The 26792-nt window shown below is 70.4% G+C and carries 27 protein-coding genes; 18 read left to right on the top strand and 9 right to left on the bottom strand.

Going from position 1 to position 26792, the window contains the following annotated elements; all coding sequences use genetic code 11:
* From kdpB to ITP53_RS08290, 4 genes are read left to right on the top strand one after another with little or no spacing between them, the layout of a single operon-like run.
* Entirely contained in the window at positions 1–2118 is a 2118-nt protein-coding gene (gene kdpB / locus ITP53_RS08275; protein WP_195894717.1) for a potassium-transporting ATPase subunit KdpB, read from the top strand.
* Positions 2118–2954, top strand: coding sequence for a potassium-transporting ATPase subunit C (locus tag ITP53_RS08280; RefSeq protein ID WP_195894718.1), 837 nt, complete (start codon positions 2118–2120; stop codon positions 2952–2954). Before kdpB ends, ITP53_RS08280 begins: the two co-directional genes overlap by 1 nt.
* Positions 2951–5497, top strand: coding sequence for an ATP-binding protein (locus ITP53_RS08285; RefSeq protein ID WP_195894719.1), 2547 nt, complete (start codon positions 2951–2953; stop codon positions 5495–5497). The genes ITP53_RS08280 and ITP53_RS08285 overlap by 4 nt, the downstream gene beginning before the upstream one ends.
* Positions 5494–6162, top strand: coding sequence for a response regulator (locus tag ITP53_RS08290; RefSeq protein WP_195894720.1), 669 nt, complete (start codon positions 5494–5496; stop codon positions 6160–6162). Before ITP53_RS08285 ends, ITP53_RS08290 begins: the two co-directional genes overlap by 4 nt.
* Here the strand turns inward: ITP53_RS08290 and ITP53_RS08295 are convergent.
* On the bottom strand, positions 6144–6311 hold the full coding sequence (locus ITP53_RS08295; protein WP_195894745.1) for a hypothetical protein: 168 nt from the start codon (positions 6309–6311) through the stop codon (positions 6144–6146). The two genes, ITP53_RS08290 and ITP53_RS08295, sit on opposite strands and share 19 nt — an antisense overlap.
* Before the next feature lie 264 nt (positions 6312–6575).
* On the opposite strand from ITP53_RS08295, the gene ITP53_RS60145 reads away from it, so the two are divergent.
* Entirely contained in the window at positions 6576–8654 is a 2079-nt protein-coding gene (locus ITP53_RS60145) for a SpoIIE family protein phosphatase (protein WP_207755658.1), read from the top strand.
* Positions 8655–8714: 60 nt separating this feature from the next.
* The gene (locus ITP53_RS08305) at positions 8715–9944 is read left to right on the top strand and encodes an SRPBCC family protein (protein WP_195894721.1); all 1230 of its coding nucleotides are present in this window, start codon (positions 8715–8717) and stop codon (positions 9942–9944) included.
* Positions 9945–10006: 62 nt separating this feature from the next.
* Here ITP53_RS08305 and ITP53_RS08310 read toward each other — a convergent pair whose 3' ends face one another.
* Positions 10007–11173 carry a serine hydrolase domain-containing protein gene (locus ITP53_RS08310; protein WP_207755659.1) on the bottom strand — a complete coding sequence of 389 codons (1167 nt, stop codon included), beginning with the start codon at positions 11171–11173 and terminating at the stop codon, positions 10007–10009.
* Positions 11174–11420: 247 nt separating this feature from the next.
* On the opposite strand from ITP53_RS08310, the gene ITP53_RS08315 reads away from it, so the two are divergent.
* The gene (locus ITP53_RS08315; RefSeq protein ID WP_207755660.1) at positions 11421–11600 is read left to right on the top strand and encodes a zinc ribbon-containing protein; all 180 of its coding nucleotides are present in this window, start codon (positions 11421–11423) and stop codon (positions 11598–11600) included.
* Positions 11601–11697: 97 nt separating this feature from the next.
* Positions 11698–11892, top strand: coding sequence for a hypothetical protein (locus ITP53_RS08320; RefSeq protein WP_195894746.1), 195 nt, complete (start codon positions 11698–11700; stop codon positions 11890–11892).
* A gap of 9 nt (positions 11893–11901) precedes the next feature.
* Here the strand turns inward: ITP53_RS08320 and ITP53_RS08325 are convergent, their stop codons facing one another.
* Positions 11902–12174: a hypothetical protein gene (locus ITP53_RS08325; RefSeq protein ID WP_195894722.1), complete on the bottom strand. Its 273-nt coding sequence runs from the start codon at positions 12172–12174 to the stop codon at positions 11902–11904.
* 164 nt (positions 12175–12338) lie between these two features.
* Positions 12339–13541, bottom strand: a complete 1203-nt coding sequence (locus ITP53_RS08330; RefSeq protein ID WP_195894723.1) for a hypothetical protein — start codon at positions 13539–13541, stop codon at positions 12339–12341.
* Between the two features lie 219 nt (positions 13542–13760).
* On the opposite strand from ITP53_RS08330, the gene ITP53_RS08335 reads away from it, so the two are divergent.
* Positions 13761–14342, top strand: coding sequence for a hemerythrin domain-containing protein (locus tag ITP53_RS08335; protein WP_236050577.1), 582 nt, complete (start codon positions 13761–13763; stop codon positions 14340–14342).
* A gap of 2 nt (positions 14343–14344) precedes the next feature.
* Here the strand turns inward: ITP53_RS08335 and ITP53_RS08340 are convergent, their stop codons facing one another.
* Positions 14345–15082: a YqjF family protein gene (locus ITP53_RS08340; RefSeq protein ID WP_195894724.1), complete on the bottom strand. Its 738-nt coding sequence runs from the start codon at positions 15080–15082 to the stop codon at positions 14345–14347.
* A 41-nt stretch (positions 15083–15123) separates the two neighbouring features.
* Here ITP53_RS08340 and ITP53_RS08345 point away from each other — a divergent pair, with 41 nt between their 5' ends.
* Positions 15124–15648 carry a DUF2243 domain-containing protein gene (locus ITP53_RS08345; RefSeq protein WP_195894725.1) on the top strand — a complete coding sequence of 175 codons (525 nt, stop codon included), beginning with the start codon at positions 15124–15126 and terminating at the stop codon, positions 15646–15648.
* On the top strand, positions 15645–16406 hold the full coding sequence (locus ITP53_RS08350) for a cytochrome c oxidase assembly protein (RefSeq protein ID WP_328814310.1): 762 nt from the start codon (positions 15645–15647) through the stop codon (positions 16404–16406). The genes ITP53_RS08345 and ITP53_RS08350 overlap by 4 nt, the downstream gene beginning before the upstream one ends.
* On the opposite strand, the gene ITP53_RS08355 is transcribed toward ITP53_RS08350, so the two are convergent.
* Positions 16403–17305, bottom strand: coding sequence for a TIGR03619 family F420-dependent LLM class oxidoreductase (locus ITP53_RS08355; RefSeq protein ID WP_195894726.1), 903 nt, complete (start codon positions 17303–17305; stop codon positions 16403–16405). The genes ITP53_RS08350 and ITP53_RS08355 overlap by 4 nt on opposite strands.
* Positions 17306–17471: 166 nt before the next feature.
* Between ITP53_RS08355 and ITP53_RS08360 the strand changes: the two genes are divergently transcribed.
* Both ITP53_RS08360 and ITP53_RS08365 read left to right on the top strand, forming a co-directional pair.
* On the top strand, positions 17472–17840 hold the full coding sequence (locus ITP53_RS08360; protein WP_195894727.1) for a YciI family protein: 369 nt from the start codon (positions 17472–17474) through the stop codon (positions 17838–17840).
* A 7-nt stretch (positions 17841–17847) separates the two neighbouring features.
* Positions 17848–18168: a YciI family protein gene (locus ITP53_RS08365; protein WP_195894728.1), complete on the top strand. Its 321-nt coding sequence runs from the start codon at positions 17848–17850 to the stop codon at positions 18166–18168.
* A 12-nt stretch (positions 18169–18180) separates the two neighbouring features.
* Here ITP53_RS08365 and ITP53_RS08370 read toward each other — a convergent pair whose 3' ends face one another.
* Positions 18181–18429 (bottom strand): hypothetical protein, encoded by a 249-nt coding sequence (locus ITP53_RS08370; RefSeq protein WP_207755662.1) that lies wholly within the window; start codon positions 18427–18429, stop codon positions 18181–18183.
* A gap of 111 nt (positions 18430–18540) precedes the next feature.
* Here ITP53_RS08370 and ITP53_RS08375 point away from each other — a divergent pair, with 111 nt between their 5' ends.
* The 3 genes from ITP53_RS08375 to ITP53_RS08385 all read left to right on the top strand — a co-directional run bounded on the left by ITP53_RS08375 (position 18541) and on the right by ITP53_RS08385 (position 23275).
* Positions 18541–19809, top strand: coding sequence for a sensor histidine kinase (locus ITP53_RS08375; protein ID WP_195894729.1), 1269 nt, complete (start codon positions 18541–18543; stop codon positions 19807–19809).
* A complete protein-coding gene (locus ITP53_RS08380; RefSeq protein ID WP_195894730.1) occupies positions 19797–20453 on the top strand; it encodes a response regulator transcription factor in 657 nt (218 codons plus the stop codon). The genes ITP53_RS08375 and ITP53_RS08380 overlap by 13 nt, the downstream gene beginning before the upstream one ends.
* A 182-nt stretch (positions 20454–20635) precedes the next feature.
* Positions 20636–23275, top strand: coding sequence for a type 1 periplasmic-binding domain-containing protein (locus tag ITP53_RS08385; RefSeq protein ID WP_195894731.1), 2640 nt, complete (start codon positions 20636–20638; stop codon positions 23273–23275).
* 25 nt (positions 23276–23300) lie between these two features.
* On the opposite strand, the gene ITP53_RS08390 is transcribed toward ITP53_RS08385, so the two are convergent.
* Together ITP53_RS08390 and ITP53_RS08395 are read right to left on the bottom strand one after the other, a co-directional pair.
* Positions 23301–23786: a MarR family winged helix-turn-helix transcriptional regulator gene (locus ITP53_RS08390; RefSeq protein WP_195894732.1), complete on the bottom strand. Its 486-nt coding sequence runs from the start codon at positions 23784–23786 to the stop codon at positions 23301–23303.
* Between the two features lie 10 nt (positions 23787–23796).
* Positions 23797–24858: an alkene reductase gene (locus ITP53_RS08395; RefSeq protein ID WP_195894733.1), complete on the bottom strand. Its 1062-nt coding sequence runs from the start codon at positions 24856–24858 to the stop codon at positions 23797–23799.
* 271 nt (positions 24859–25129) lie between these two features.
* On the opposite strand from ITP53_RS08395, the gene ITP53_RS08400 reads away from it, so the two are divergent.
* Positions 25130–25780: a TetR/AcrR family transcriptional regulator gene (locus ITP53_RS08400; RefSeq protein ID WP_195894734.1), complete on the top strand. Its 651-nt coding sequence runs from the start codon at positions 25130–25132 to the stop codon at positions 25778–25780.
* A 9-nt stretch (positions 25781–25789) separates the two neighbouring features.
* On the top strand, positions 25790–26792 hold a 1003-nt coding region (locus ITP53_RS08405), incomplete at its 3' end, for a cytochrome P450 (protein WP_195894735.1).

The raw sequence follows: 26792 nt of genomic DNA on the forward strand, positions 1-26792 counted from the left end.
ATGTCGACCCCAGTGCTCCAGGCGCCGGGCCAGGCTCCCGACCCCAAGCGCACCGGCCGCGTGGGCGGCGGTCTGCTGGACCCCAAACAGCTGATCGTCTCGCTGCCGGACGCGCTCAAGAAGCTCAACCCCGCCACGCTGTGGCGCAACCCCGTGATGTTCATCGTCGAGATCGGCGCCGTGTTCACCACGGTGCTGGCCGTACTCGACCCTTCCTTCTTCGCCTGGGCCATCGCCGTGTGGCTCTGGCTGACCGCGATCTTCGCGAACCTCGCCGAGGCCGTCGCGGAAGGCCGCGGCAAGGCGCAGGCCGCGACCCTGCGCAGGGCCAAGACCGACACCCAGGCCCGCAGGCTCAAGGACGAGCGGCGGCACGACGCGTGGGAGACCGTCGGCGCGCCCGAGCTCAGGCAGGGCGACCTCGTGATCGTCGAGGCCGGGGAGATCGTCCCCGGCGACGGTGACGTCGTGGACGGGATCGCCTCCGTGGACGAGTCGGCCATCACCGGCGAGTCCGCCCCCGTCATCCGCGAGTCCGGCGGCGACCGCTCGGCGGTCACCGGTGGCACGAAGGTGCTGTCTGACAAGATCATCGTCCGGATCACGCAGAAGCCGGGCGAGAGCTTCATCGACCGCATGATCGCCCTGGTGGAGGGCGCGAACCGGCAGAAGACGCCGAACGAGATCGCGCTCAACATCCTGCTGGCCGCGCTGACGATCATCTTCCTGGTCGCCACCGTCACCATGCAGCCGCTGGCCATCTACGCCAAGCTCACCAACCCCGGCGTGCCTGACTCGCTCGCGCTGAACGCCGACGGCGTCACGGGCGTCGTCCTGGTCTCGTTGCTGGTGTGCCTGATCCCGACCACGATCGGCGCGTTGCTGTCGGCCATCGGCATCGCCGGCATGGACCGTCTCGTGCAGCGCAACGTGCTCGCGATGAGCGGCCGCGCGGTCGAGGCCGCCGGCGACGTGTCAACGCTGCTGCTGGACAAGACCGGCACCATCACCCTGGGCAACCGGCAGGCCAGCGAGTTCGTCCCCGTGGACGGCGTCACCGAGAAGGAGCTCGCGGAGGCGGCGCAGCTGTCCAGCCTCGCCGACGCGACGCCCGAGGGCCGCTCGATCGTGGTCTTCGCCAAGGAGAGGTACGGCCTGCGCGAGCGCGAGCTGCACGGCGCGGAGTGGGTGCAGTTCACCGCCCAGACCCGGATGTCCGGGGTCAACCTGGACGGCCGCGAGGTCCGCAAGGGCGCGGCCACGGCGGTGATGAAGTGGGTACGCGACCACGGCGGCCACCCGACCGGCGACATCGGGCACCTCGTGGACGGCATCTCGGCCTCCGGCGGCACCCCGCTGGTCGTGGCCGAGAAGGGCCGGGTGCTCGGCGTCATCCACCTCAAGGACGTGGTCAAGCAGGGCATGCGGGAGCGGTTCGACGAGATGCGCAGGATGGGCATCAGGACCGTCATGATCACCGGTGACAACCCGCTGACCGCCAAGGCTATCGCGGACGAGGCCGGGGTGGACGACTTCCTGGCCGAGGCGACGCCCGAGGACAAGCTGGCGCTGATCAAAAGGGAGCAGGAGGGCGGCCGGCTGGTCGCGATGACCGGCGACGGCACCAACGACGCCCCGGCCCTGGCCCAGTCGGACGTCGGCGTCGCCATGAACACCGGCACCTCCGCGGCCAAGGAGGCCGGGAACATGGTCGACCTGGACTCCAACCCGACCAAGCTCATCGAGATCGTCGAGATCGGCAAGCAGCTGCTCATCACGCGGGGCGCGCTGACGACGTTCTCGATCGCGAACGACATCGCCAAGTATTTCGCGATCATCCCGGCCATGTTCGCGGCCGTCTACCCGGGCCTGGACGCGCTCAACGTCATGCGCCTGGCCAGCCCCCAGTCGGCCATCCTCGCCGCGGTCATCTTCAACGCGCTGGTCATCATCGCGCTGATCCCGCTCGCCCTGCGCGGCGTCCGCTACCGCCCCTCCAGCGCCTCCAAGCTCCTGTCCCGCAACCTGTACGTCTACGGCCTTGGCGGCATCATCGCGCCGTTCATCGGCATCAAAGTCATCGACCTGCTGATCCAGTTCCTTCCGGGGATGTCGTAATGGAACGTCTGCCCAGCTGGCTGCGCCAGCATCTCGCCGCGATCCGGGCGGTCGCCGTCTTCACCGTGCTGCTCGGCCTGATCTACCCGCTGGTCACCACCGGCGTCGCCCAGGCGCTCTTCAACGACAAGGCCAACGGCTCGATCGTCGAGAAGGACGGCAAGGCGGTCGGCAGCGCGATCATCGGCCAGTCCTTCACGGACGCCGACGGCAACCCGCTCAAGAACTACTTCCAGTCCCGCCCCTCGGCCGCCGGCGACGGCTACGACCCCACCTCCACCAGCGCCAGCAACCTGGGCCCCGAGGACATCGTGGACACGCTGCAGAACGGGTCCGACGAGGGCAGGCAGTCGCTGCTCACCCAGGTGTGCGCCAGGTCCAAGGCGGTCGGCGAGCTGGAAGGCGTCAACGGCGCGCGGCCGTACTGCACGCCCGACGGGGTGGGCGCGGTGCTGAAGGTCTTCCCCCACCGGGCCGTCAGCGTCAACCGGGCATGCCCGGCCGCCCCCTTCGTGGCGGAGTACGAGGGGCTGCGGGTGGAGTGCGCCAGGCCGGGCGAGGACTACGCCGCCGGCCGGACCGTCCCGGTCAGGGGCGACGCGGGCACCCCCGTCGTCCCCGCCGACGCGGTGACGGCCAGCGGTTCCGGCCTGGACCCGCACATCTCGCTCGCCTACGCCGAACTCCAGGCGCCACGCGTGGCCAGGGAGCGCGGGCTGGCGGTCGATCGGGTCAGGGCGCTGATCGACGAGCACACCACCGGCCGGGCGCTCGGCTTCATGGGCGAACCCGCCGTCAACGTGCTCGAACTCAACCTGGCGCTCGACCGCTCATGATCCGGGGCCGCCTGCGGGTCTACCTCGGGGCGGCTCCCGGGGTGGGCAAGACGTACGCGATGCTCGGCGAGGGCCGCCGGGCGGTGGAGCGCGACCGTGACGTGGTCGTGGGTTTCGTCGAGACCCACGGCCGCAGCCGCACCGCCGCCCTGCTGGAGGGCATGGAGATCATCCCGCGCAGGACCATGACGCACAGGGGGGCGACGTTCACGGAGCTGGACACCGAGGCGGTGATCGCCCGCGCGCCCAAGGTGGCGCTGATCGACGAGCTGGCCCACACCAACGTGCCCGGCTCGAAGAACATCAAGCGCTGGCAGGACATCGACGAGATCCTGGACGCCGGCATCGACGTCGTCTCCACGGTCAACATCCAGCACCTGGAGTCCGTCAACGACGTGGTCCAGGAGATCACCGGCGTGCCGCAGCGCGAGACCGTGCCCGACGAGGTCGTACGGCGGGCCGACCAGGTCGAGCTGGTCGACATGTCGCCCCAGGCGCTGCGCCGCCGGATGGCCCACGGCAACATCTACACCCCGGCCAAGGTCGACGCCGCGCTGTCGAACTACTTCCGCGTCGGCAACCTGACCGCGCTGCGCGAGCTGGCCCTGCTGTGGGTCGCGGGCAAGGTCGACGACCAGCTCGACCGCTACCGCGCCGACCACGGCATCGCCAAGACCTGGGAGACGCGGGAGCGGGTCGTGGTCGCCCTGACCGGCGGACCTGAAGGCGACACGCTGGTACGCAGAGCCGCCCGCATCGCCGCCCGTACCAAGGGGGCCGATCTGCTGGCGGTGCACGTGACCAGCGCCGACGGGCTGGCCGGAGCGGATCCGGCGAGCCTGGCCCGCCAGCGCGTCCTGGTCGAGAGCATGGGCGGGACCTACCACCAGGTCGTCGGCGACGACATCCCGGGGTCCCTGCTGGACTTCGCCCGCGGCGTCAACGCCACCCAGCTCGTGCTGGGCGCGTCAAGGAGGGGGAGGTTCGCCCAGCTCTTCTCGCGGGGCGTCGGGGTGGAGACGACCGCCAGGTCGGGCTCCATCGACGTCCACATGATCACCCACGAGGAGGCCAAGAAGGGCCGCAGGCGGCCGGCCCACTCGCGGGCCGTGCTCACGCGCGCGCGGCGGCTGACCGGCTGGGTCCTGGCGGTGGCCGGGATGCCGGCGCTGGCCGCCCTGTTGTCGCCGTTCCGCGGTGTGCTGTCGCTGCCCAGCGAGATCCTGTTCTTCCTCTGCCTGACCGTCGGCGTCGCGCTGGCCGGTGGCATGTGGCCGGCCATCACCGCGGCCGTCGGCGGGTCGCTGCTGCTCAACTGGTTCTTCACGCCGCCCGTCTACACCTGGACCATCGCCGATCCTGAGAACCTGTTCGCCCTGGTCGTGTTCGTCCTGGTGGCCGCCGCGGTCAGCACGATCGTGGACATCGCCGCCCGCCGCACCCGCGAGGCCGCCCGCGCGAGCGCCGACGCCGAGTCGCTGTCGACGCTGGCGGGGCACGTGCTGCGCGGGGAGGCCGCCGTGTCGTCCCTGCTGGAACGTACGCGGGAGACGTTCGGCCTGACCTCCGTCACCCTGCTGGAACGCCGCCCCGAGGCCGCCCGCACCCCCGACTACCAGTCGGACCCGGACGCCTGGCGGATCGTGGCCACTTCGGGCGGCGCCCCGTCCACCTGCCCCGGCCAGTCGGACACGGACGTGGTGATCGACGACGACATGATCATGGCCGCCAAGGGTGGGCCGCTGGACGCCGCCGACCGTCCCGTGCTGGAGGCGTTCGCCGCCGAGGCCGCCGTCGCGCTGCGCCAGGAACGCCTCCAGGAGGCGGCCGAGCAGGCCCGCCCGCTCGCCGAGGCCGACCGGATGCGCACCGCGTTGCTCGCCGCAGTGAGCCACGACCTGCGTACGCCGCTCGCCTCGGCCAAGGCCGCGGTCGAAAGCCTCGGCAACACGGACATCGCCTGGAGCGACCACGACCGCGCCGAGTTGCTGGCCACCGCGGAGGAGTCCCTGGACAAGCTGTCCCGGCTGGTGGCGAACCTGCTCGACATGAGCCGCCTGCAGGCCGGCGTGCTGGGCGCGAGCCCGCAGCCGCTGGCACTGGAGGAGGTCGTCCCGCGCGCCATCGACGACCTCGGCCCGGTACGCGACCGGATCGAGGGCGACCTGTCCGTGGAGCTGCCCGAGATCCTCGCCGACCCGGCCCTGCTGGAGCGGGTGCTGGTCAACCTCATGTCCAACGCGGTCCGCTACAGCCCGCCCGGCAAGACGGTGCTGATCACCGCGAGCCGGCACGGCGACCACGTGCAGGTCCGCGTGATGGACCGGGGGCCCGGCATCCCGCCCGAGGCCCACGACCGGGTCTTCCAGCCGTTCCAGCGGCTCGGGGACCGCGACAACCACTCGGGTGTCGGCCTCGGCCTGGCGCTCTCACGCGGCCTGACCGAGGCGATGGGCGGCACGCTGGTACCCGAGGAGACACCAGGGGGAGGTCTCACCATGATCCTGACACTGCCCATCGCCAGCAGGGCGGTGACGTCGTGACCCGCATCCTCGTGGTGGACGACGAGCCGCAGATCCTGCGCGCGCTCCGCATCAACCTGGTCGCCCGCAAGTACGAGGTCACGGTCGCCGCCGACGGCGCCTCCGCCCTGCGTGCCGCCGTCGACCACACGCCGGACCTGGTCATCCTCGACCTGGGGCTGCCCGATCTGGACGGGGTGGAGGTCATCCACGGTCTGCGCGGCTGGACCACCGTCCCGATCATCGTGCTGTCCGGCCGGGCCGGCAACCAGGACAAGATCCAGGCTCTGGACGCCGGCGCCGACGACTTCGTCACCAAGCCGTTCGGCATCGACGAGCTGCTGGCCAGGGTGCGGGCCGTGGGCCGGCGCGCGTCCATCCAGGAGGGCGAGCTGGCCAGCATCCAACTCGGCGACCACGTCGTCGACCTGACCAACAAGACGGTCTCCGGCGACGTACGCCTGACTCCGACGGAGTGGCACATTCTGGAGCTGCTGCTCCGCCACCCCGGCAAGCTGATCAGCCAACGGCAGATCCTCACCGAGGTGTGGGGTCCGAGGTTCGTCAAGGAGACCCACTACCTGCGCCAGTACATGGCCCAGATCCGCCGCAAACTCGAACGCGACCCGGCGGACCCCGCACATCTGATCACCGAGCCCGGCATGGGTTACCGCTTCAAACCGTGACGCCGATCAGGCGGGGAAATCGGTCCTCGTACGGGACCGCGCAGGTCGCCGCCGCCGGTCTCCCAGCCGGTGACCGGCATGCCGGCCCCGCCGTCGGCCGTCCCCACGCTGTGCGCGCCGATCGTGGCCAGGTCGAGCCCGCCCGCCAATTGCCCCGGGCTGTCGAGGGTCCGCCGCGCTGCGTGTAAGGTCCGTCGCTTTTAGTGGCATATACGGCGATATTGTTAGAAAATCCATGTTCGTCCCAGCTAGTAGCCAGGAACGGGCAATGCGGGTACTTGCGCCGAACGTGGGCCCCTACAGTCGGAAATATGGCTGATCCATCGAGAGGGGCTATGTTGTCGCCGCGAAACGGAGCGGGGTAACCCGTGCACACTCGAGCGGACGGGGGTGCCCAACGGCATGCGTCCGGGGTGGATGAGGTGCTCTCCCAAGCCGTACGCGACACCGGCGCCCACATCGGCGCGGTCTACCTGCTGACCCACGACGGGCAGAGCCTGCTGATGGACGCCGAGATCGGGCTGCCTCCCGAGATCGTCAAGCCGTGGACCACGGTCAGGCTCGACGCCGCCGTCCCGGTGGCCGCCGCCGCCCGCCGCCGGGAGCTGATCTGGGTGCCCGACCACCAGGACCTCGCCTGTCGCTTCCCCACGACCGCCATCGCCCTGCCCTACCGGTTCGCGGCGGCCGCCGCCCCGATCCAGACCCCTTCGCGGCTGTGGGGCTCGTTCGTGCTGATGTGGCCGGCGTCGCATCCGTACGACCTCGCCCAGGACGAGGCCGAGGTCATGGAACTCGCCTCCGGCAAGCTCGCCGCCCTGTTGCAGGAAACCGGGAACGGGTACGCGCCACGCCATACGAGCCGGCCCCGCGTCGTGCCTCCACCTGAGCCCCAGGTGGCCGAGGCCCATGCCGTGGGCGCGGCCAGGTACGTCGACCGGCTCCGCGAAGGTTGCGTCGCGATCGATCTGGCGGGCCGCATCACCTTCGTCAACGGTTTGGCGGCCGACCTGCTCGGCGGCGACGTGCCCGGGTTGCTCGGGCGGCACCTTTGGGACGTGGCGCCATGGCTGAAGGACCCGGTGTTCGACGACCGCTGCCGGGCCGCGTCGGTCAGCCAGGAGGCCACGTCCTGCGTCGTGCGATGTCCCACCGGCCGCATGTTGACGTTCGAGTTGTTCCCTGATCCGGCCGGGATCAGCCTGCGCGTCACGCCGGCCGCGGGGAGCCGGCCGATCGAGCAGTACACTCGCGAATACTTCGGCTCACGCGGGCTGCCGCGGGTGGACGTCTTCTACAACCTCCTCCACGTGTCGGCGGCGCTGACCCGGGCGCTGAGCGTACAGGAGATCATCGATCTGATCACCGACCATGTCATGCCCGTGTTCAAGGCCCAGGGCATGGCGATGCTGGTCGCCGAGGGCGGCAAGCTGAGGCTCATCGGCTCACGCGGATACAAGCACGCCCTCCTCGATCGGTTCGACGGAATGACGCTGGCCTCGCCCTTCCCCGCCGAGGACGTGCTGCGAACCGGCGAACCCGTGTTCATGGCCCGTAGCGAACTCCGCCGGCTGTATCCGCACGTCGCGTTCGATGACGAGATGGCCGCCTGGGCGTTCCTGCCGCTCACGGTCTCCGACGAGACCATGGGCATCTGCGTACTCACCTTCGGCGATTCGCACCACTTCGCCGCCGAAGAGTGCGCCAGCCTCACCGCGCTGGCCGGGCTGATTGCCCAGGCCCTGGACCGCGCCCTCCTGTACGACACCAAGGACCGGCTCGCCCACAGCCTCCAGAGGTCCCTGCTCCCGCGCAGCCTGCCGCCGGTCCCCGGACTCGGCGTGGCGGCCCGCTACGTGCCCGCCACTCCGGAAACCGGCATCGGCGGCGACTTCTACGACCTGATCCGGTTGACCGACACCTCGGCCGCGGCTGTCATCGGTGACGTCCAGGGGCACAACATGACGGCCGCCGCGCTCATGGGTCAGGTGCGTACCGCCATCCACGCCCACGCGGTCGCCGGCGTGAGCCCCGGCGAGGTGCTCAAGCACACCAACCGCCTGCTCATCGACGTGGACACCGACCTGTTCACGAGTTGCCTGCTCGTCTACGTCGACCTGCAGCTGCGTACGCTGTGCGTGGCCAGCGCGGGACACCCGCCGCCGCTGCTGCGCCCGCCGAACGTGCCCGCGGAGACCATCGACGTGCCCACCGGCGTCGTCCTCGGCGTCGACCCCGACGCCTGCTATCCCATCCTGGAGGCGCCGTTCCCGCCGGGCGCCCTGCTCGCGCTCTATACCGACGGCCTGGTCGAGAGCCCCGGCATCGACCTCGACGAGGCCATCGGGAGTCTGGCCGAGCACATGACGCGCGCGTCGGCCGAGTCCCTGCACCACCTCGCCGGCACCATGCTGAGCCACGCCCCGCACACCGAGCGGCACGCGGACGACATCGCGCTGCTCCTGCTCGAGCATCGCCCTGACCGGGGGTGATGGGCTCCGTTCCCCGGGCAGGACAGGGGGAACGACGTACGAGCTTGGGGGTTGACCGTCATGCGTACAACTGCCTTTCGCGGCACGATCGTCGAGGAGCGGCGGCCGGTGCTGTCACGGGCCGTGATCGCGGCCGGGGCGGGCGCCTGCGCCGGGGCGGCGGCCGCGTACCTGTTCGATCCGGTCAGAGGGCGGACGCGCCGGGCCAGGGTCCGCGACAAGACCGCGCACACCACGCACGAGCTGCGGGACGGCGTGGGAATCCTGTGCAGGGACCTGGGCAACCGCGGCCGAGGGTCGGCGGCGGCGGTCCGGTATCGGTTCACCGGCAGGTCCGTGGACGACCGCGTGCTGTACGAGCGGGTACGCGCCGAGCTGGGCCGCCACGTCAGCCATCCGCACGCGGTGGAGGTCCACGTACGCGACCGCGTCGTGTCGCTGGAGGGAGACGTGCTCGACACGGAGGACGAGCGCGCCCGCCGGGCCGTCCGGCACATCCCCGGCGTCAAGAAGGTCCACGCGAGCTGGACCACACACCACGACGCCGAGGGCGTGCCGCTGCTGCAGGGCGGGGGCCGCCGCCGCGAGCCGGTCCCCGAGCTGCTGCAGCAGCAATGGTCGCCGACCGCGAGGCTCTTCGCCGGTACGGCCGCCGCCGCCCTGTGGGCGCTGTCGCGCCGGCTGCCCAGGCCGGTGTCGTGGGCGGTCATGGGCGCGGGCGCGGTGCTGGCCACCCGCATGGCGACGAATCTCCCGCTGCGCCGCCTGACCGGGATCAACGCCGGCAGGAACGCGGTCGACATCACCGAGGCCATTGAGATCGGCGCGCCCGCCGACACCATCTGGGCGCTGGTGAGCGACTACTCGGTGTTCGCCAGGCTCATGCCCGACGTGCAGGAGGTACGCCGCTCGCCCGACGGACGGCTCTCCCACTGGGTGATCAAGGGCCCCGCCGGGGTGCCGATCCGGTTCGACGCCACCGAGACCAAGCGCGAAGAGGGCAGGGAGATCGCCTGGAAATCCACGGAGGGCCAGCTCATCGCGCACACGGGCGCGTTGGGCCTGACCCCGGCGGACGGCGGCAGGACCCGCCTTCACGTGCGGCTCGCGTACAACCCGGTGGCCGGCGCGGCCGGGCACGCCATCGCGAAGCTCCTCGGCGCGGATCCGGCGCGCAGGTTGCGGCAGGACCTGATGCGGCTGAAGTCCCACCTCGAACGCGAGCGCCAGCCGGCCGGCGCGGGTCACCTGGTCGCGCAGCGGCCGGCCGGCGAGGTGACTGGCATCTGATCGAGCAGCGGCCGGCCGGCGCGTGACGGTCACCTGGTCGCGTAGCGGCCGGCGCGTGACGGTCAGCTGATCGCGCAGCGGTGCGTGGCCTCGATGAGGTCACGCGCCCGGTCGTGGCCGCCCTCGATGAGTTCGGCCATGCGGTTGGGCACGTAGGCGAAGGCGAGGTCGTTGTCCGGGTCGGCGAAGGCGAACGCCCCGGTGACCCCGGCATGGCCGAACGCCGTGGGCGAGCACGTGCCGGGCCACATCGGTCCGCCGGGCAGCATGAAGCCCCGGCCGTACGACGTCTGACAGCGCAGGACGAGATCCATCCCGCTCGCCTCGACGGTACGCGCCCGGTCCGCGGTCTCCGGACGCAGCATCCTGATCCCGTCGACCTCGCCGATGAGCGCGGCGTAGAGCCGGGCGAGACCGGCGGCGTTGCCGGCGCCGCCGCAGGAGGGGATCTCCGCCTGGTGGACGCTGGCCAGCGGGTCGGCCGTCAGCACGAAGCTGCCGAAGGTCGAGCGGTGGAAGAGCGACGCGGGGTCGCAGATGGCCTGGTTGAGCCCGCCGAGTCCCGGATCGGGACGCCCCCGCAGGAGTTGCTGCCCGGTCGGGACCACGAGGTCGGCCAGCCGGTCGTGCCGGCCGCCGGGCGGGCCGACGTACAGGTCGAGTGCCAGCGGGGAGGCGATCTCCGCGGCGAAGAACCGCCCGGCCGGGAGCCCCGTGACGCGGCGGATGACCTCGCCGACCAGCCAGCCCATGGTCAGGCAGTGGTATCCGTGCGCCTGCCCCGGCCGCCACGCGGGCTTGGCGGCGGCGAGGGCCTCGATGACCGGGGTGCTCTGCTCGATGTCGGCCAGGGTCAACGGCGGGTCGATGGTCACCACGCCGGACCGGTGTCCCAGCACCCACCGCAGCGGGATCGCCGCCTTCCCCTCGGCGGCGAACTGCGGCCAGTAGTCCGCGACGGGCGCGTCGAGGTCGAGTTGTCCTCGATCGACCAGCAGCATGGCGGCGGCGGCGACCAGCCCTTTCGTGGCGGAGGCCAGGAGCGCGACGGTGTCCTGCCGCCATTCTTCCTGAGCGGTGGCCGAGCCGCCCCACAGGTCCACCACGGCCCGTCCGCGCTGATAGACGGCCACCGAGGCGCCGAACTCCCGGCCGTCGTCGAAGTTGCGTGCGAACGCGTCGCGGACGGCGCCGAACCGGGGCTCGCACATCCCATGAATCTCGTTCACGACCCCTCCTCACCACCCTCGGTCTCCCTGCGCGGCCGGTGCGGTCGTGGGGGTCAGCCGCTTCTGCTCCCACCTTCCCCTGCGGGGCCGCGATAGGTGTCGCGGGACTCCTGCGGCCAATCGTTGATGATGTCGGATGCGCTCATGCTGATCGCGCCTGCCCCCCTCGGCAGGGGAGAAACGTCCCCCGGTAGCGGCTATGCGCGGTTTCGATGGGTAGTGCAGCGACACGTAAAGCGATCGAGACATGACAGAGAGCGAGAATCCGATGGTGGCACATGCCGGCGAGAAGGCGCAGAAGGCGGGTGTCTTCCACTGCGCGAAGTGCGGCGAGAAGGTGTCGGTGAAGGAAGGCGCCAAGATTCCGAAGTGCCCCAACGGTCACACCGAGTTCGGCAGCCGGACCCACGAGCCGGGCAACAAGTAGGCAGGCGCTGGGCTGAAGGACTCGGCGACCCAGGCTCGCTGCGGCGGATCCTCGAAGCCGAGGGAGCGCTCGTGTTCTCCACCGAGATGCTCGCCACGTGCGCCCCGACCTTCGAGAATGGATGATCCCGGCCGAGGTCAAGGCGGAGATCAGGCAGCGCCTGGACCAGGCGAACATCACCGAGCGGGTGCTGCTCCCCGGGCTCGACGGGCTGGCGCGGTGGCTGCGGCGCTACTATTCGCCGGGCTCGATCGGCCCAGGAACGGCCGACGGCGCCGATGCCCTGGGCTGACCCAGGAGCTCAGCGGGGGAGCAGGGCGGTGACCTGATTGGTGCCGGGCACCACGCCGGCGCGCTGATGCGCCTCCTTGAGCGCGTCCGAGGCGAAGTGGTGCCGCATCGCCTCGGCGTCGGCGCACTCGAACAGCACGACGGCCTCGTCGGACTCCTGGGCGTTGACGCTGACCAGGGTCGTACGCATGCCGGCGGCGGCTCTCATGTCCGCCAGGCTGTCGAACGCCTTACGCCACACGTCATAGTCGGTGAACCGCTGCCGGACGAGCAGATACTGCATGCCGTACTCCTGCATCCCGCCGAAACTTCACGCTTTGTGTAGTTGCTACGGTACGCAGGAGAGGCGGCCCCGCGCAAGGCGGAGTCGTGGGGACGGCGGAAAAGGACGTCACCGAGGAGAGCGGCCGGGCCCACCCGTATGACGTGCCCGGCCTCTCGTGGGCGTCAGCGGTTGAGCGCCAGGCTCTGAACCGGGTGCTCTCCCTCCGTCTGCAGACGGTACTCGTGGCCGGACCTGGCCCGGTTGTCGTCGATGACCCGCTCCGACGGCGGCTTCTCGCCGCCCATCAGGGCCTCCTGCATCTTCTCGAACCGCTCGTGGGCCTCCTGCACGTAGCCCGTCCCCAGGGTGGTGTAGTCGATCTGGGTGGCGATCAGCTCGCGCAGGTACGCCTTGTTCGGCTCGAACGTCACCGGGGCGGGTAGCTCAGGCGCGCACACCTGCTCGGGTTCGCGGCCGTCGAAGCGCTTGAACAGTTCGGCCGCCAGTCGCAGGTGCTCCAGCTCCATGTTCAGGTGCAGCTCCCAGATGCTCTTCACCTTGGGATCCGACTCGGTCTCCATGAACGAGTGGTACAGGTAGCACTCGTTGTACTCGTGGTTGAGCAGCATCTCCCACCAGCTCTCGCCGGGGTCGACGAGCGACTCGTAGTGGGTGACGTGCTCCTCCTCGATCAGCCCGATCTCCTGGTAGAGCTGGCGGGCGATCGGCTCCATGTACATCGGGCCGACGTTCATGTAGAAGTTCATGGTCTGCTGCTCGGCGGCCATGATGGTCAGCGCGTGCAGCTTGCTGATCGGCGCGGTGTTGTTCCTGTCGTACGGCTCGCGCACGTTGTCCATCGGGTCCCGGTGGTGCATCATCGTGGGCCGGCCCGGCATGACCTCGGTGAGCTGGTCGACGATCTTCTCGGCCTTGCGGTGCTCGATCATCTCGTACAGGTTGGCGTACCTGTAGAGGTGGTCGAAGTCCTCGAGCACGCCGAACTGGTAGGCCTGCTGCAGGTACGCGTCCGGCTCCATGCGGGCGACCCAGGCGGTCAGGTCCACGGCGACCTGCTCGTACGCGAGCGTGGTCTCCAGCACCGAGGCCAGGCCGGGCAGCAGCCAGTTGACCGCCTTCTGCTGCTGGGCCTCGATGTAGCGCACCCGGGCGAGCTGCTGCCTGATCTCGGTGTCCGGGCAGTGGCGGGCGAGGTGGTGGCTGAAGAAGACGGCCTCCGTCTCGATCCCGTTCATCGTGATGATCCGGCACCGCGTGTACGGGTCCGCGTGATCGGGATCGATCGGCGTGACGTTGAGCTCACGCCAGTTGCGTAGCTGTCTGTCGAGCGGGATGCCCCGCTCTCGAAGTGGATTGAAGGTCATGAAAGTGCTCCCTTGAGCCGGCTGATCGCCCCCTGGCCTGCCGGAACGTTCCTCCTCGACGGCGGCTCGACTCCGGTCTGGGCATGCGGATCCCGGCCTACCCGGGGAGTGGGGCGGCAATCTCTCGACCGCCTCCCCGAAAGGGATGGAGATGGCAAGGCCGCGCGTGACGGGTCGGTGCCCGGGTAGTCACCCTGCGTAGCCAAGGGGAGGATGATCATGACTGCACAGACGGCGCCGGAGAAGATGGGCGAGACCGACGTGATCGAGCTGCTGGTGGCCCAGCACGCGATGATCAGGGACCTGTTCGACGAGGTCGAGCAGGCGCCCGCCGGTCAGCGCGGCGAGGCGTTCACCCGGCTGGTACGCCTGCTCGCCGTGCACGAGACCGCCGAGGAGGAGATCGTCCACCCCTACGCCCGCCGCAAGATCGACGGTGGCGACGGCGTCGTCGATGATCGGCTCGCCGAGGAGAACGAGGCCAAGCAGCTGCTCGTGGAGATGGACGAGATGGGCGCCGACGCGCCGGACTTCATGGGGAAGCTGCTCATGCTGCGCGCCGCCGTGGAGGCGCATGCCCGCAGCGAGGAGCGCTACGAGTTCACCCAGCTGCGCGGCCACACCTCGGTCGCCGAGCGGCGCAGCCTGGCGGCCGGGGTCAAGGCGGCCGAGGCGATGGCGCCCACCCATCCGCATCCCGGCACCGAGTCCGCCGCCAAGAACGTGCTGGCCGGCACACCCCTGGCGATGATGGACCGGGTCCGCGACGTGATCCGCCAGGTCATGGGCGGCAACCCCTGACCTCACCACCTCCACATACCCACCCGTACCTGCACGCCGGGGGAGGCATGCACGACGGGAGGCCGGTCGGGGGCCGGCAGCCCGGCGCTCTGGAGCAGGTCCTGGTCCAGGTGGGCCAGGCGGGTGCGGTGGAGCGGCCAGGGCGGGTGTTCGACCGCGGCGGAGGCCGGCCGACCGGCCACGCGGGTGAACAACCGGAAACGGGCGGTCAGGAAGTGCGCCAGTTCGTCGCACTCGCCTTCCGCCAGCGGGCTTCCCGTCTCCGCAGTCACGTCGCAACGGGCGCCGCAGGGGCCGGGCAGGCGCCGGCGGGACGTGTAGCGCGTGAGTGTCCCGTCGTCGCTCACCGACATGTCGGACCAGAAGTACGGCAGCCCGTAACCGGTACGTCCGCCGAGCGCGGCGGGGAGGCTTCCCGCGTCCAGGGACAGGAACCAGAGGCCGCTGCGCCCGCGCGCATCGCGTACGTAAGTGCGCAGGTTGGTCTCTGGGAACCGGGACAGGCAAGGGGCCGCAGGGGTGAACGGGACGCGTACCCCTTCCATGAGGAAGGGCGTCAGCCCGATCCAGGCGTCCCCGTCGTAGCTCTCGACCGTGAGGAAGTCCGGTAGCAGGGACTGCACGAGAGCGGGGGGATACCGCCAGTGGATGAAGGTCATCTTCGACCAGCGGTGGTACATCACCGGCCAGGTGACCTCGGCGGACGGCGGCGCTCGCACGCCAGGCCACTGCCCTGCCACGGCGTGGCCATACACGGTGAACCGACAGAAGGGCGGTCCGGGTGGAGAACACGAGTACGGCGGGCACGCGGCGGGACATCGCCGTTCCCGGCACGATTCTGGGGATAGGTCTGGGCGGGTTCGCCGACGGGATCCTGCTGCATCAGCTCCTGCAGTGGCACCACATGCTGAGCAGCACCGACACCGACAACATCGGCGTGCGGTACTACTCGCCCGACACCGTGCCCGGCCTGCGGATGAACACCGTGTGGGATGGTTTGTTCCATACGTTCACGTGGCTCGCGGTGCTGGTGGGGCTGGGGTTGCTCTACTCGCGGGTCACGCACGCTCGCGGCCGGGTGTGGCGATCGCGTGCCCTGTGGGGTTGGATCCTGGTCGGCTGGGGCCTGTTCAACCTGGTGGAAGGCATCATCGATCACCACATCCTGGGCATCCACCACGTACGCACCGGGCCGTACCAGGCCTGGTGGGACCTGGGCTTCCTGGTGCTCGGCGCCCTGCTGATCGCCGGCGGGTGGGCGCTGCAACGCGGGGCGAGCCTGATCGACCCCGGTCGTCCTTCGTGACCGCGCATCACGGCGGCGGCTCGCTGCCCGTCGTCCTGGTGGCCCTGGCGGCGGCCGGATACCTGCTGGCGTCCGGCCGCGCGCGTGGATGGAGCACGTGGCGCGGCGTGAGCTTCTGCACCGGGTGCGCGTTGCTCGTGCTCGCGCTGACCGGTCCGGTGGCCGGCCATGACTTCCGCGGGCACATGGTGCAGCACCTGCTCATCGGCATGCTGGCGCCGCCGGCCCTGGTGCTCGGCGCTCCCGTCACCCTGCTGCTGCGGACGCTGCCCGCCGCCCGCGCGCGCCGGCTCACCGCCCTGCTCCGGTGCCGTGCCTTCCGTGTTCTCGGCGCCCCGGTCACCGCGCTGGTGCTGTCCGTGGGCGGCATGGTCGTGTTGTACTGCACTCCGCTCTATCGGCTGACCACGGTCAGCGAGCCGGTGCATCATCTGGTGCACCTGCACTTCCTGCTGGCCGGGTGCCTGTTCTCCTGGGCGATCGCCGGTCCCGACCCGGCCCCGCACCGCCCCCCGGTGCCGCACCGGCTCGTCGTCCTGGGGGTGGCCGTCGCGGTGCACAGCGGGCTGTCCCAGCTGATGTACGCCGGGCTGTGGATCGACGTGCCCGCGCCTCCCGAGCAGGTCCGGGGCGCGGCGGAGATCATGTACTACGGCGGCGACCTCGCCGAGCTGCTCCTCGCCATGGCACTGGTGACCACCTGGCGGCCCGTACGGGTGCCGGCCCGTGACGCCGCCCCTGGCGCCGCTCGTCGTTAGGGCGTGGGCAGCCCCACCTTGGCCGCGAGCGCCTCAAGCAGCTCCACCTGCTCCTCCGGCCGGAGCGGCAGGAAGTTGAGCGTGACGTGCATCTCGTCGGCCCCGAGGGCCGCGGCGCGGTGGAGATCGGTCAGCACGGCGTCGGTGAAGACAGCGGGGGACACGCGGTCGTCGCGGTAGGACTGGATCGCGTTCACCACGACGGTGCCGGTGCCGCCGGCCGCGCGGTACCAGCGGACCTGCGTACGCGTGTCGTCCCAGTCGACCGCGGTGGTGACGAAGCCGTCCCCGATGCGGGCCGCCCGTTCGATGGTGGGGCGGGTGATCGCGCCGAAGCGCAGCGGGATGCGGTCCCCCCACGGCTTCGGGCCGACCATGGACAGCGGGACGTCGTAGTGCTCACCGTGGAACTCGACGGGATCCGGGGCCCAGCAGGCGCGCATCGCGGCCACGTGCTCGACGAACCCGGCGCCTCTGCGGCCGGTCGGCACTCCCGCCGCGGCGAACTCCTCGGGGATGTAGAACGGCGGCAGCCGGGTGCCGCCGCCTTGACCGAGGCCGACGTCCAACCTGCCCCGCGACAGCCGGTCGAGCGTGGCCAGCCGGCGGGCCAGGACGACGGGTGACTCGAAGATCGAGTTCAGGATGCCGGTGGCCACGCGGATCCGCCGGGTGTGCGCGGCCGCCCAGGTCAGCATCTCCAGCGAATCCCACACGTGGGACTGCGGCAGGCCCGCGTCGTTGTCCCAGCCCGGTCCCGCGGGGATGAGCAGCCGATCGCTCGTGGACACGGCGTGGAAGCCGAGCCGTTCGGTGGCCTGGGCCACCGTGACGACGGCGTCCGGACCTGCGTACGGTCCGAAGTGCGGCAGGCTGACGCCGATGCGCGGAAGAGTCATGCGCCTTCTCCTCTGCTGGTCGTTGGGTAGAACATGCCCAGGTGAGGCATGCCTCCGGTGAGTGGTCGGAGCGGCGGCGAGATTCTTGCCGTCAGGCACAGTGGAAATGTCGAAGTCGTGGCACCGGCTCCGACCGCTTCCAGAGACGACCATCGAAGGAGACGACGTGAAGTACCTGTTGATCATGCACATGAACCCGCAGGTCTGGGACGCGATGACCGAGGAGGCGCGGAACGAGGTGATGAACGGCCACGGGCCGTTCATGGAGGCGATCAAGAAGTCAGGGGAGCTGGTCGGCACCGCCGCGCTGGCCGACCCGTCGCAGAGCGCGGTGGTCAGGGTCCGGGGCGGCATGCCGGCGGTGACGGACGGGCCTTACCTTGAGGCCAAGGAGTACCTCGGCGGCTACTACCTGGTCGAATGCGACAGCAAGGAGCGGGCCCTGGAGCTGGCCGCGCTCATCCCGGACGCCGCCGTCGAGGGCCTCGGCATCGAGGTGCGTCCGGTGGTCTTCGCGGGCGGAGCAGAGGACTGAGCCCGCGGTGAAGTTCGTGCTGAACCTCTACCTGGACTCGGCCTTACCCGGGCTCGACCATGAGGAGTTCCTGACCGCGGCCCGGCAGGCGGGGGAGCTGATCGGCGGCCACGCGTTCGCCGATCCGTCCATCAGCGTCGCCGTGCGCGTCAGGGACGGCTCGGTGACCGTGACCGAGGGGCCGTACCTCCAGACCCCGGAACATGTCGCCGGCCAGTACGTGGTCGACTGCGAGTCCAGGGAACGGGCCTTGGAGCTGGCCGCGCTCATCCAGGACGCCGGCATCGAGGTACGGCCGCTGATGGACTCGTCCGGACTGGAGATGTGACCGCGTACGGGCTCACGGACGTGTCACGTCACGCCGGCCCTTGCGATGCCGGCTGATCAGCGCGGCGGCGCAGCCCATGGCGGCCAGCCCGAACCCGGCGCCGACGAAACCGTTGACGTAGGTGTTGGCCACCACGTTGCCGACCGCGCTGATCATCAGCAGCAGCCACAGCAAGGGACGCTTCAGATCACGCTGGGAGGACGGGAGAGTCTGCTGGGGACCGGTCATGATGTGCTCCTTGTTCGAGGTGCCGTTCGTCATGCACCAGAAGCTACAAACCACCGAAGCGGCCAGCGATCCCGCCAATGAGACATAGGGAGTACAGCAGGCTGTACTCTCGACCGGTGATCTGACAGGAGTCAGGAGCTGAGCATGCCGACCAACTCCAAGGCCGGCCGCGGACCGGTCCGCCGGTGGGACCTGATCGCCCGTGCGCGTGTGGCCCTGGACGGGCTCGAACACCTCGTCGGCGGGATGGGCACCGCGGCCCTGGCGCTGATCGCGCTGGCCGGGCTGGCCATGACGGTGCTGCTCTGCCTCATCGGCGTGGGACTGCTCGTGGCGCCCACCGCGCTGCGCGCGCTGCACGCCGTGGCCGACAGGGAACGCGTGCGGCTCTCTCATTGGGGCCCGGAGCTCATCGGCCCCGAGCCGCCGCCACCCGGGCTGCGGGACGCGCTGGCGAGCCCGGCCACCCGCAGGGAGCTGGGCTGGGTCGCCGGCCACGCCACCTTCGGGCTGGCCCTCGCCGTGCTCGGCCTGACGCTGCCGTTCAGCGCGGTGCGCGACCTCACGTTCCCGCTGTGGTGGTGGGCGCTGCCCGCGCAGGAGGCCAACGACTCGTCTCTGGGACTCTGGGTGGTGGACGACCTGCCCAGCGCCGTCGCGGTGTGCGTGTTCGGCGTGGGCTACATCGCGCTCTTCCTCCTCCTCACACCCGGCATGGCCAGGCTGCAGGCGTGGACGGGTCGGCGACTGCTGACCGCCGACCCGGGCACCGACCTGGCGCTGCGGGTCGCGCAACTCACCGCGACCCGCGCGGCGGCGCTCGACGCGCACGCCGCCGAGCTGCGCAGGATCGAACGGTCGCTGCACGACGGCACCCAGAACCGGCTCGTCGCCGTCACCGTGCTGCTCGGCGCGGCGCGCCGGGCGGTGGCCCGTGACCCGGCCACCGCCGACGAGGTGCTCGACCGCGCACAGGGCGCCGCCGAGCAGGCCCTGTCCGAGCTCCGCGCGGTCGTACGCAGCATCCTGCCCCCCGTACTCGAGGACAGGAGCCTGTCGGACGCGCTGACCGGGCTGGCCGCGTCCTGCCCGGTGCCCTGCATCGTCGACGCCGACCTGCCCGGCCGCTGCGCCGCGTCCGTCGAGGCCACCGCCTACTTCGTGGTGGCCGAGGCACTCACCAACATCGCCAAGCACAGCGGCGCCCGGCACGCCACCGTCACCGTTCACCGGCGTGACGAGCGCCTACACCTCGACATCACCGACGACGGCCACGGCGGAGCCGACGACCGCGGCGGATCCGGGCTCGCGGGCATCCGCCGCCGCGCCGAAGCACACGACGGATTGTTCGACCTGACCAGCCCCCCGGGTGGGCCCACCACCCTGAAGGTGAGCCTGCCATGCGGATCGTGATCGCCGAAGACGACCTCCTCCTGCGCGAAGGGCTGGCCCTGCTGCTACGCGCGGAAGGGTTAGACGTCGTGGCCACGGCGGGCGACCCGGACGGCTTCCTGACCGCCATCGACACCCACGGGCCCGACGTCGCCATCGTCGACGTACGGATGCCGCCGAGCCACACCGACGAGGGCATCGTCGCCGCCGTCGAGGCCAGACGCCGCCGGCCGGAGCTCGCCGTGCTCGTGCTGTCGGCGTACGTCGAGCAGGCGTTCGCCACCGACCTGCTCGCCCACGGCAGCTCCCGCCTCGGCTACCTGCTCAAGGAGCGGGTGGGCCGGGTCCAGGAGTTCATGGCCGCGCTGGAGCGGGTCGCGGAGGGAGGCACGGCCATCGATCCCGAGGTCGTCGCGCAACTCCTGTCGCGCAGCAGGCCGGACAACCGGCTCGACCGGCTCAGCCCGCGCGAACGCGACGTCCTCGCCCTGATGGCCGAAGGACTGGGCAACGCCGCCATCGCCGAGAAGCTGTTCGTCAGCGACGGCGCCGTGCACAAGCACATCCGCAACATCTTCGCCAAGCTGGACCTGGCGCCCACCGACCGGACGGACCGGCGGGTCGCCGCGGTCCTGCACTACCTCGAGGGCGGGGAGCGCCGGTAGCGCCTACTGTGCCTCCAGGACACCAGAAGGTGGGAGTCCGCGCGCGACACCGCCCTCTGCGAGAAGTGACCGAGTCCGCCCGTCCCCTGGGGACGCCATCTCTGTTGCCGAATTTCGCGGGTCTCCTTCATATTTCCTGAATAGAGTGCTCCCAATTCGCCGTTCGACGACGCGGAGTTCAGGTGAAGCATCAACTGGAGCAGGTTCTCGCGGACTTGACCTACCGGGACAGGTTCACCAGGAACAGGTTGCGTTTCCGGCGCGGCCAGGGCGCGTTGATGGTGCAGGTCGAGGGTGACACCGAGCTGATGCTGGAATGGCTCAGGGGAGTGATCAGGAGATATCGCGGCCTCGTTCCGGTGAACAATCCCAGCGCCGTCCAGGACGGGCTCGAACCACAGCTCCAGGTCGTCGAGCAGCTCCAGACGATCGCAGAGGGCTGCGGTTACGGAGGCCGGGTCGCCCGCGGGCTGCCGATCGTCTTTCCCCGGTTCGCGACCGCCAGGACGGCGCTGTACGACTGGCGGCCCGTGGCGGAGCACTCCCACGCCCAGCGGATCAGCGACCTCAGGGGCCGGATCGAGCGGGCGATCGCGGAGGAACGCCGGCACACCCTCCACAAGCTGCGCCCACGGCTCAAGCCCCTGCTCGACGACCCGGCCGTCACCCAGCAACTGAGCGGGCTGCCCAGCCTGGCGCTGAAGCTGATCAACGCGTTCAGGATGCCGGAACGCCGGACGTTCCGGTGGTATCGCACCAGACGGTTCCGCGGCCAGCGTACCGACGAGTCCGTCTGCGAGGTGCTGTACGAGTGGCGGCGGAAGCCCGACCACCAGAAGCAGCTGCTGCTCGTCGAGGCGTTGCTCGCCGACATCGACGCCCACTACGGCCTGTTCCGCCGGCTCAACCACGCCCGCCACCCCATGATCCTGCTGCCCGAGGTGGACACGATCCCCGCACGCCGGATCATCAGGGACAGGATCCTCGAGGCGTGCGACGGTGAGTCCCACGACCTCCGCCTCCACCCGCTGGTCATCAGCACCGCCGGGCCAGGAGCCGCGGCGCCCGCCCGGGGCGCGCAGGCCGCCGTGGCGCCCGGTGACCTCGCGAAGGAGATACTCCACCGCTACGACGCCCGCGAAGCGGTCGCGAACCGCCGCCTGCGCGACCACGACGACCCGCTGCCCAGCCGCCTCATCCAGGTACGGCTGGACCAGGCCGAGTCGCCGGAGACCACGAAGCCGATGGACGGTCGCAGGCGCCGGATCCCCGGGCCCCTGACCGCGGTCATCACCGCGGCGGCCGTGGTCGTGGCCGGTGTCGTCGTCGAGCGGTCGCTGCGGGGTCCCGAACCCTGCGGCACGAACCTGGAGATCCACGAGGGAGACTGCGTGGGGGTCTCCGACGGCGCCGGGGTGTTCATGCCGGCCGTACCCGGGATGAGCGAGGTCTTCGCCCGTATCGCCGAGCAGAACCGCGCGGTCGCCGCGAGAAGGCACGCGACCGTCGCGCTGCTGATCCCCCTGGAGTCGGGCGACCCCGCGGTGCGGCGGCAGATACTCAGTGAGGTCCAGGGCGCCTACCTCGCCCAGGCCCAGGCGAACGGGCCGGACGCCGCCCGGCCGTCGATCCGGCTGGTCATCGCCAACCCGGGCAGGGACTACAGGCACTGGCGGTTCACGGTCGGCAGGCTCGTGGAACAGGAGCCGAACCTGAGGGTGATCGCCGGTTTCAACCTGAGCCTCACGACGACCAAGCAGGCGCTGACGTACGTGACCAACACGCTGCGGATCCCGGCCGTCGCCAGCGTCGTGACCGCCGACGACTTCGCCAACGAGGAAGGCGCCGCCCGGCTGGAGTTCCCCGGCCTGGCGCGGGTGGTGTCCACCTCGAAGGACCAGGCGCGGGCGCTGCTCAACTTCGATCCCACGCTGGCCGGGAAGGAGACCGCGCTGGTCGCCGACAACCGGCCGGGCGACAACTACAACCAGTCCCTGCGCGAGACGTTCTCGGCGGCAAGGCAGGGCCGCAACCCGGCCGCCGGGGTCCAGGACATGCTTTTCGAGTCGCCCGGGGTGGAGTCGCCGGGGGTCACGCCGAACGAGTTCGAGGACTTCGCCGCCAACATCTGCCGTTCGCGGGCGAAGGTCGTCTACTTCGCGGGCCGCGCCTTCCATCTGGAGCTCTTCGTCAAGAAGCTGGCCACCACGTACTGCAGGGAGAAGGCGTCGTACGACGTCATCACCGGCTCCGACGCCACCACCCTCGACCAGCGCCTCGACGACGCGGAACGCGCCCTGTTACGAGGCGACCCGAGGTCGGGCAAGCCGTCGGTGACCATCCGGTACGCCAGCCCGGCCCACCCCGACGCGTGGACCACCGAAGTGGAGAAGGTGAAGGCCGGGCAGCCGTCGTTGTACCTCAGGGAATCCGAGGACGCGATGGAGGCCCTGCGGCTCCTGATCGCGGAACAAGCTGGGACCATGGGCGCGGTCGACCTGGCCGACGGGCGCACGATCGTCACCCATGACGTCGTGCTCACCGCCTCCCGCGCGCTGGCGCGCGCCGTGCACAGCAGCGAGCAGGAGGTGCCCACCGCTGACCGGATCAGGAAGGACCTCGGCAAGCTCAACTCCGACCTGCGCGTACGCGGCGCCAGCGGCTGGATCTGCCTCACCAACGCCGGCAACCCCTACAACAAGGCGTTGTTCGTGGTCCGCCTCGCCCCCGGTGCCGGCGAACTCGCGCTCGAAGGCGCGGCCTGGCCGACGGGCCGCGTCCCGAAGAACGAGAGCGACTGCGTCGTCCCGGCGACGCCCTAGCCGTTCCACCTACATGACGGGCGGCCTACCGGCGGTCGGCCGGGGGGCGGGTGCGCTGGGCGATGGAGCGCTCGATCGTCCTGGCCACGGTGATGAGGGCCTGGGCCTGATCGGCGTCCAGGTCCCGGATCGTGGTCTCTTCGAGGGTGGTCCACATGCGCTCGATGGGTCCGCGCATGGCGCGGCCCTTGTCGGTGAGGCGTACGAGGGTGGCGCGCCGGTCGTGTTCGGCCTGCTCGCGGACGACCAGGCCGGCCTCCTGCATCCGGCGCAGGGACTTGGAGACGGTGGAGTGGTCCAGGCCGACGCTTTCCAGCAGCTCCGACTGCGTCTGCCCGTCGCGGTCCATGAGCTGCATCAGCAGGAGCTCCTGCCCGGGGTGCAGCCCCAGCTCGCGCAGCATCCCGGCGGCGAAGCCGCGGTGGGCACGGGCCAGCGTGAAGATGGCGTAGCTGACCGGCCCGCCGTGGGCGGTGCTGGGTGGTTGCTGCTGGGCGGAGACGTCGGTCATGGAGACTCCTTCAGAGCGCGGGGTAATCGGTGTAGCCGGCCTCGCCACCGCCGTAGAACGTGGCCGGGTCAGGGGTGTTGAGCGGTGCGTTGGAGCGTACCCGCTCGGGCAGGTCGGGGTTGGCCAGCGCGAGCGCGCCGACGGTGACGACGTCGGCGAGCCCGTTCGCGACGTCACGGGCGCGGTCGGCCAGGTCCGCGCCGGCCCGGTTGAGCACCAGGGCGGTCGGCCAGGCCGCGCGCAGGCGGCGCAGGAGATCGTCGTCGCCGCCGTGCAGGACGTGCAGGTACGCCAGGTTCAACGGCGCCAGGGCAGGCACGAGCGCGGTGTACAGGGCGTCGGTGTCGTCCTCCGTGATGTCGTTGTTCGGGTTGCTTGGCGAGATGCGGAAGCCGGTGCGGCCCGCGCCGATCTCGTCGGCGACGGCGGTGGCGACCTCGACGGCGAACCGGATGCGGCCCGCGATCGAGCCGCCGTAGGCGTCGGTGCGCCGGTTGGCGTTGCTGGACAGGAACTGGTGTACGAGGTAGCCGTTGGCGCCGTGGATCTCCACCCCGTCGGCGCCGGCGTCGACGGCCGCGGCGGCGGCCCGGCGGAAGTCGCGTACCGTCGCGCCGACCTCCGCGGTCGACAGCTCGCGTGGCTCCGGCATCTCCCGCGGTCCTGTCGCGGTGAACATCGCGCCGGACGGGCGGACCGCGGAGGGCGCGACCGGCTGCCGGCCGTGCGGGGTGTTGGCGGGGTGGGCGATGCGCCCGGCGTGCATGAGCTGGATCACGATGGTCCCGCCCGCCGCGTGTACGGCGTCGGTCACCTTGCGCCACCCGGCGACCTGCTCCTCTGTGTGCAGGCCCGGCGTCAGCAGGTAGCCCTGGCCGTCGGCGGAGGGCTGGGTGCCCTCGGTGACGATCAGCCCCATCGAGGCGCGCTGGGCGTAGTACTCGGCGTTGAGCTCGGTCGGCACGCCCTCGGGCGTGGAGCGGTCCCGGGTCATCGGGGCCATCGCCAGGCGGTGCTTCAGGCGGAGATCACCCACGGAGGTGGGGCTCCACAGAGCGCGGAACGCAGTCATCAGAGGACTCCAAATTCAGTGGCTGGACATTACGTGGCTGGCCACATGAGTATGGCATTTATGTGGTCGGCCACGCAACTGGCTCCCTCGGTGGGTGAAGCATGGTGTCTTCACCGAACGAATGGCCGAAATCAGGCGCGGTGCACCGCGAGGAGCGGGCCTCATGACGGCGTGAGGTGACGCACGTCACCGCGGAGTGTCTTGAACCGGGCTGCGGCACGGCGTAGCGTGACCGATGACCAGATTTCGTATCTAGTCATGAGGTGGGCGAGTGTTTGAGCGAGCGGACCGGATTCTCGACGCGGCGGGCGAGTTGCTGCTCAAACACGGCTATCGGAGGGTCACCGTCGAAGACATCGCGACCAGGGCCGATGTCGGGAAGGGCACCATCTACCTGCACTGGCGCACCAAGCTCGAGCTCTTCGAGGCGCTGATGCTGCGCGAGTCCATCGAGGTCGTGGAGGAGTTCACCGCGGCGTTGCGCCGGGATCCTGCGCAGGTGCAGCCGCACCGCTTCGCGCGGATGTCCTTCCTCGCCATGAGCCGCAAGCCGCTGCTCCAGGCGATGATCGCCACGGACCCGGAGCTGCTCGGCAAGCTCGCCAAGCATCCGATGCGCAGCCACGACGTGCTCGCGGCCGAGCGCTTCTTCGAGGTGGCGGAGCGGTTCGCGCTGTTCAGGCCCGACGTGCCCAACGTGCGGTACGCGTTGAGCGCCGCGCAGGGGGGCTTCTATCTCTACCCGGCTCTCGAGACAGAGCTGGACGTCGAGGCGAGGGCCGACGCGCTCGCCTTCACCGTGAGGCATGCTTTCGAGCCGGCCGAGGAGCCTACCGCGGAGGTGCTCGCCGCGGCGGCCACCGAATTCATCTCGATTTTTCAGGAACTGATCCCGCCCTACCGCAAGTGGATCTACGACTAAGGAGCGGCGATGCACGACATCGTCAAGCGGTACAACATCCCCGAACAGCAGTTCTGGCTGCACGGGCCGCGATCCGGCCCGCCGGTCGAGTTCGACGCGGCCAGCGGGATGTGGAGCGTCTACGGTTACCCGGAGCTTCATAAGGTTCTCCACGACCCGGCGACGTTCTCCTCCGACACCATGCGGGTGATACCCGAGCACCTGAAGAAGTCGATGGACGACTTCTCGCTGGCGGGCTTCATCACCCAGATCGACCCGCCGGAGCACGGCAAGCTGCGCAAGCTGGTCAGCAGCGCCTTCACCAGGAAGGTCGTCGCGGATCTCGAGCCGAGGATCGCCAACGTCACCCACGAACTGCTCGACGCGGCGCGGGAGCGTGGCCGGTTGGAGCTGGTGGCCGATCTGGCCTACCCGCTGCCGGTCATCGTCATCGCCGAGCTGCTGGGGGTGCCCAGCAGCGATCGCGCCCTGTTCAAGAAATGGGCCGACGGGTTGTTCCAGCGCGACTCCGGCTCCAAGGTCTCACTCACCGACGACTCCGAAGAGCAGACCGAGCTGGTGAAGACCGCGATGCGACCGTGGTACGAGATGGCCGACTACCTCGCCGGCCACGCCGCGGAGCGCAAGCGACAGCCGCGCGCCGACCTGCTCACCAGGCTGGTCGAGGCCGAGGTGGACGGCGAACGCCTGCCGGACGACCAGGTGGTCAACTTCGCGATTCTCCTCCTGCTCGCCGGGCACATCACCACGACGATGCTGCTCGGCAACACCGTGCTGTGCCTGGACGCCTTCCCCGAGCAGCAGGACAAGGTCCGGGCCGACCGCTCCACGATCCCGGCCGTGATCGAGGAGTCCCTGCGCCTGTTCACCCCGTTCGCCGCTCTCGGCAGGACGACCATGCGTGAGACCGAACTCGGCGGCGTGACGATCCCGGCCGACCAGATGGTCATGACCTGGATGGCGACCGCCAACAGGGACCCGCGGCAGTTCCCCGACCCCGAGGTCTTCGACC

Origin of the sequence: Nonomuraea cypriaca (genome assembly GCF_015645445.1) — a bacterium.
Taxonomy (GTDB): domain Bacteria; phylum Actinomycetota; class Actinomycetes; order Streptosporangiales; family Streptosporangiaceae; genus Nonomuraea; species Nonomuraea cypriaca.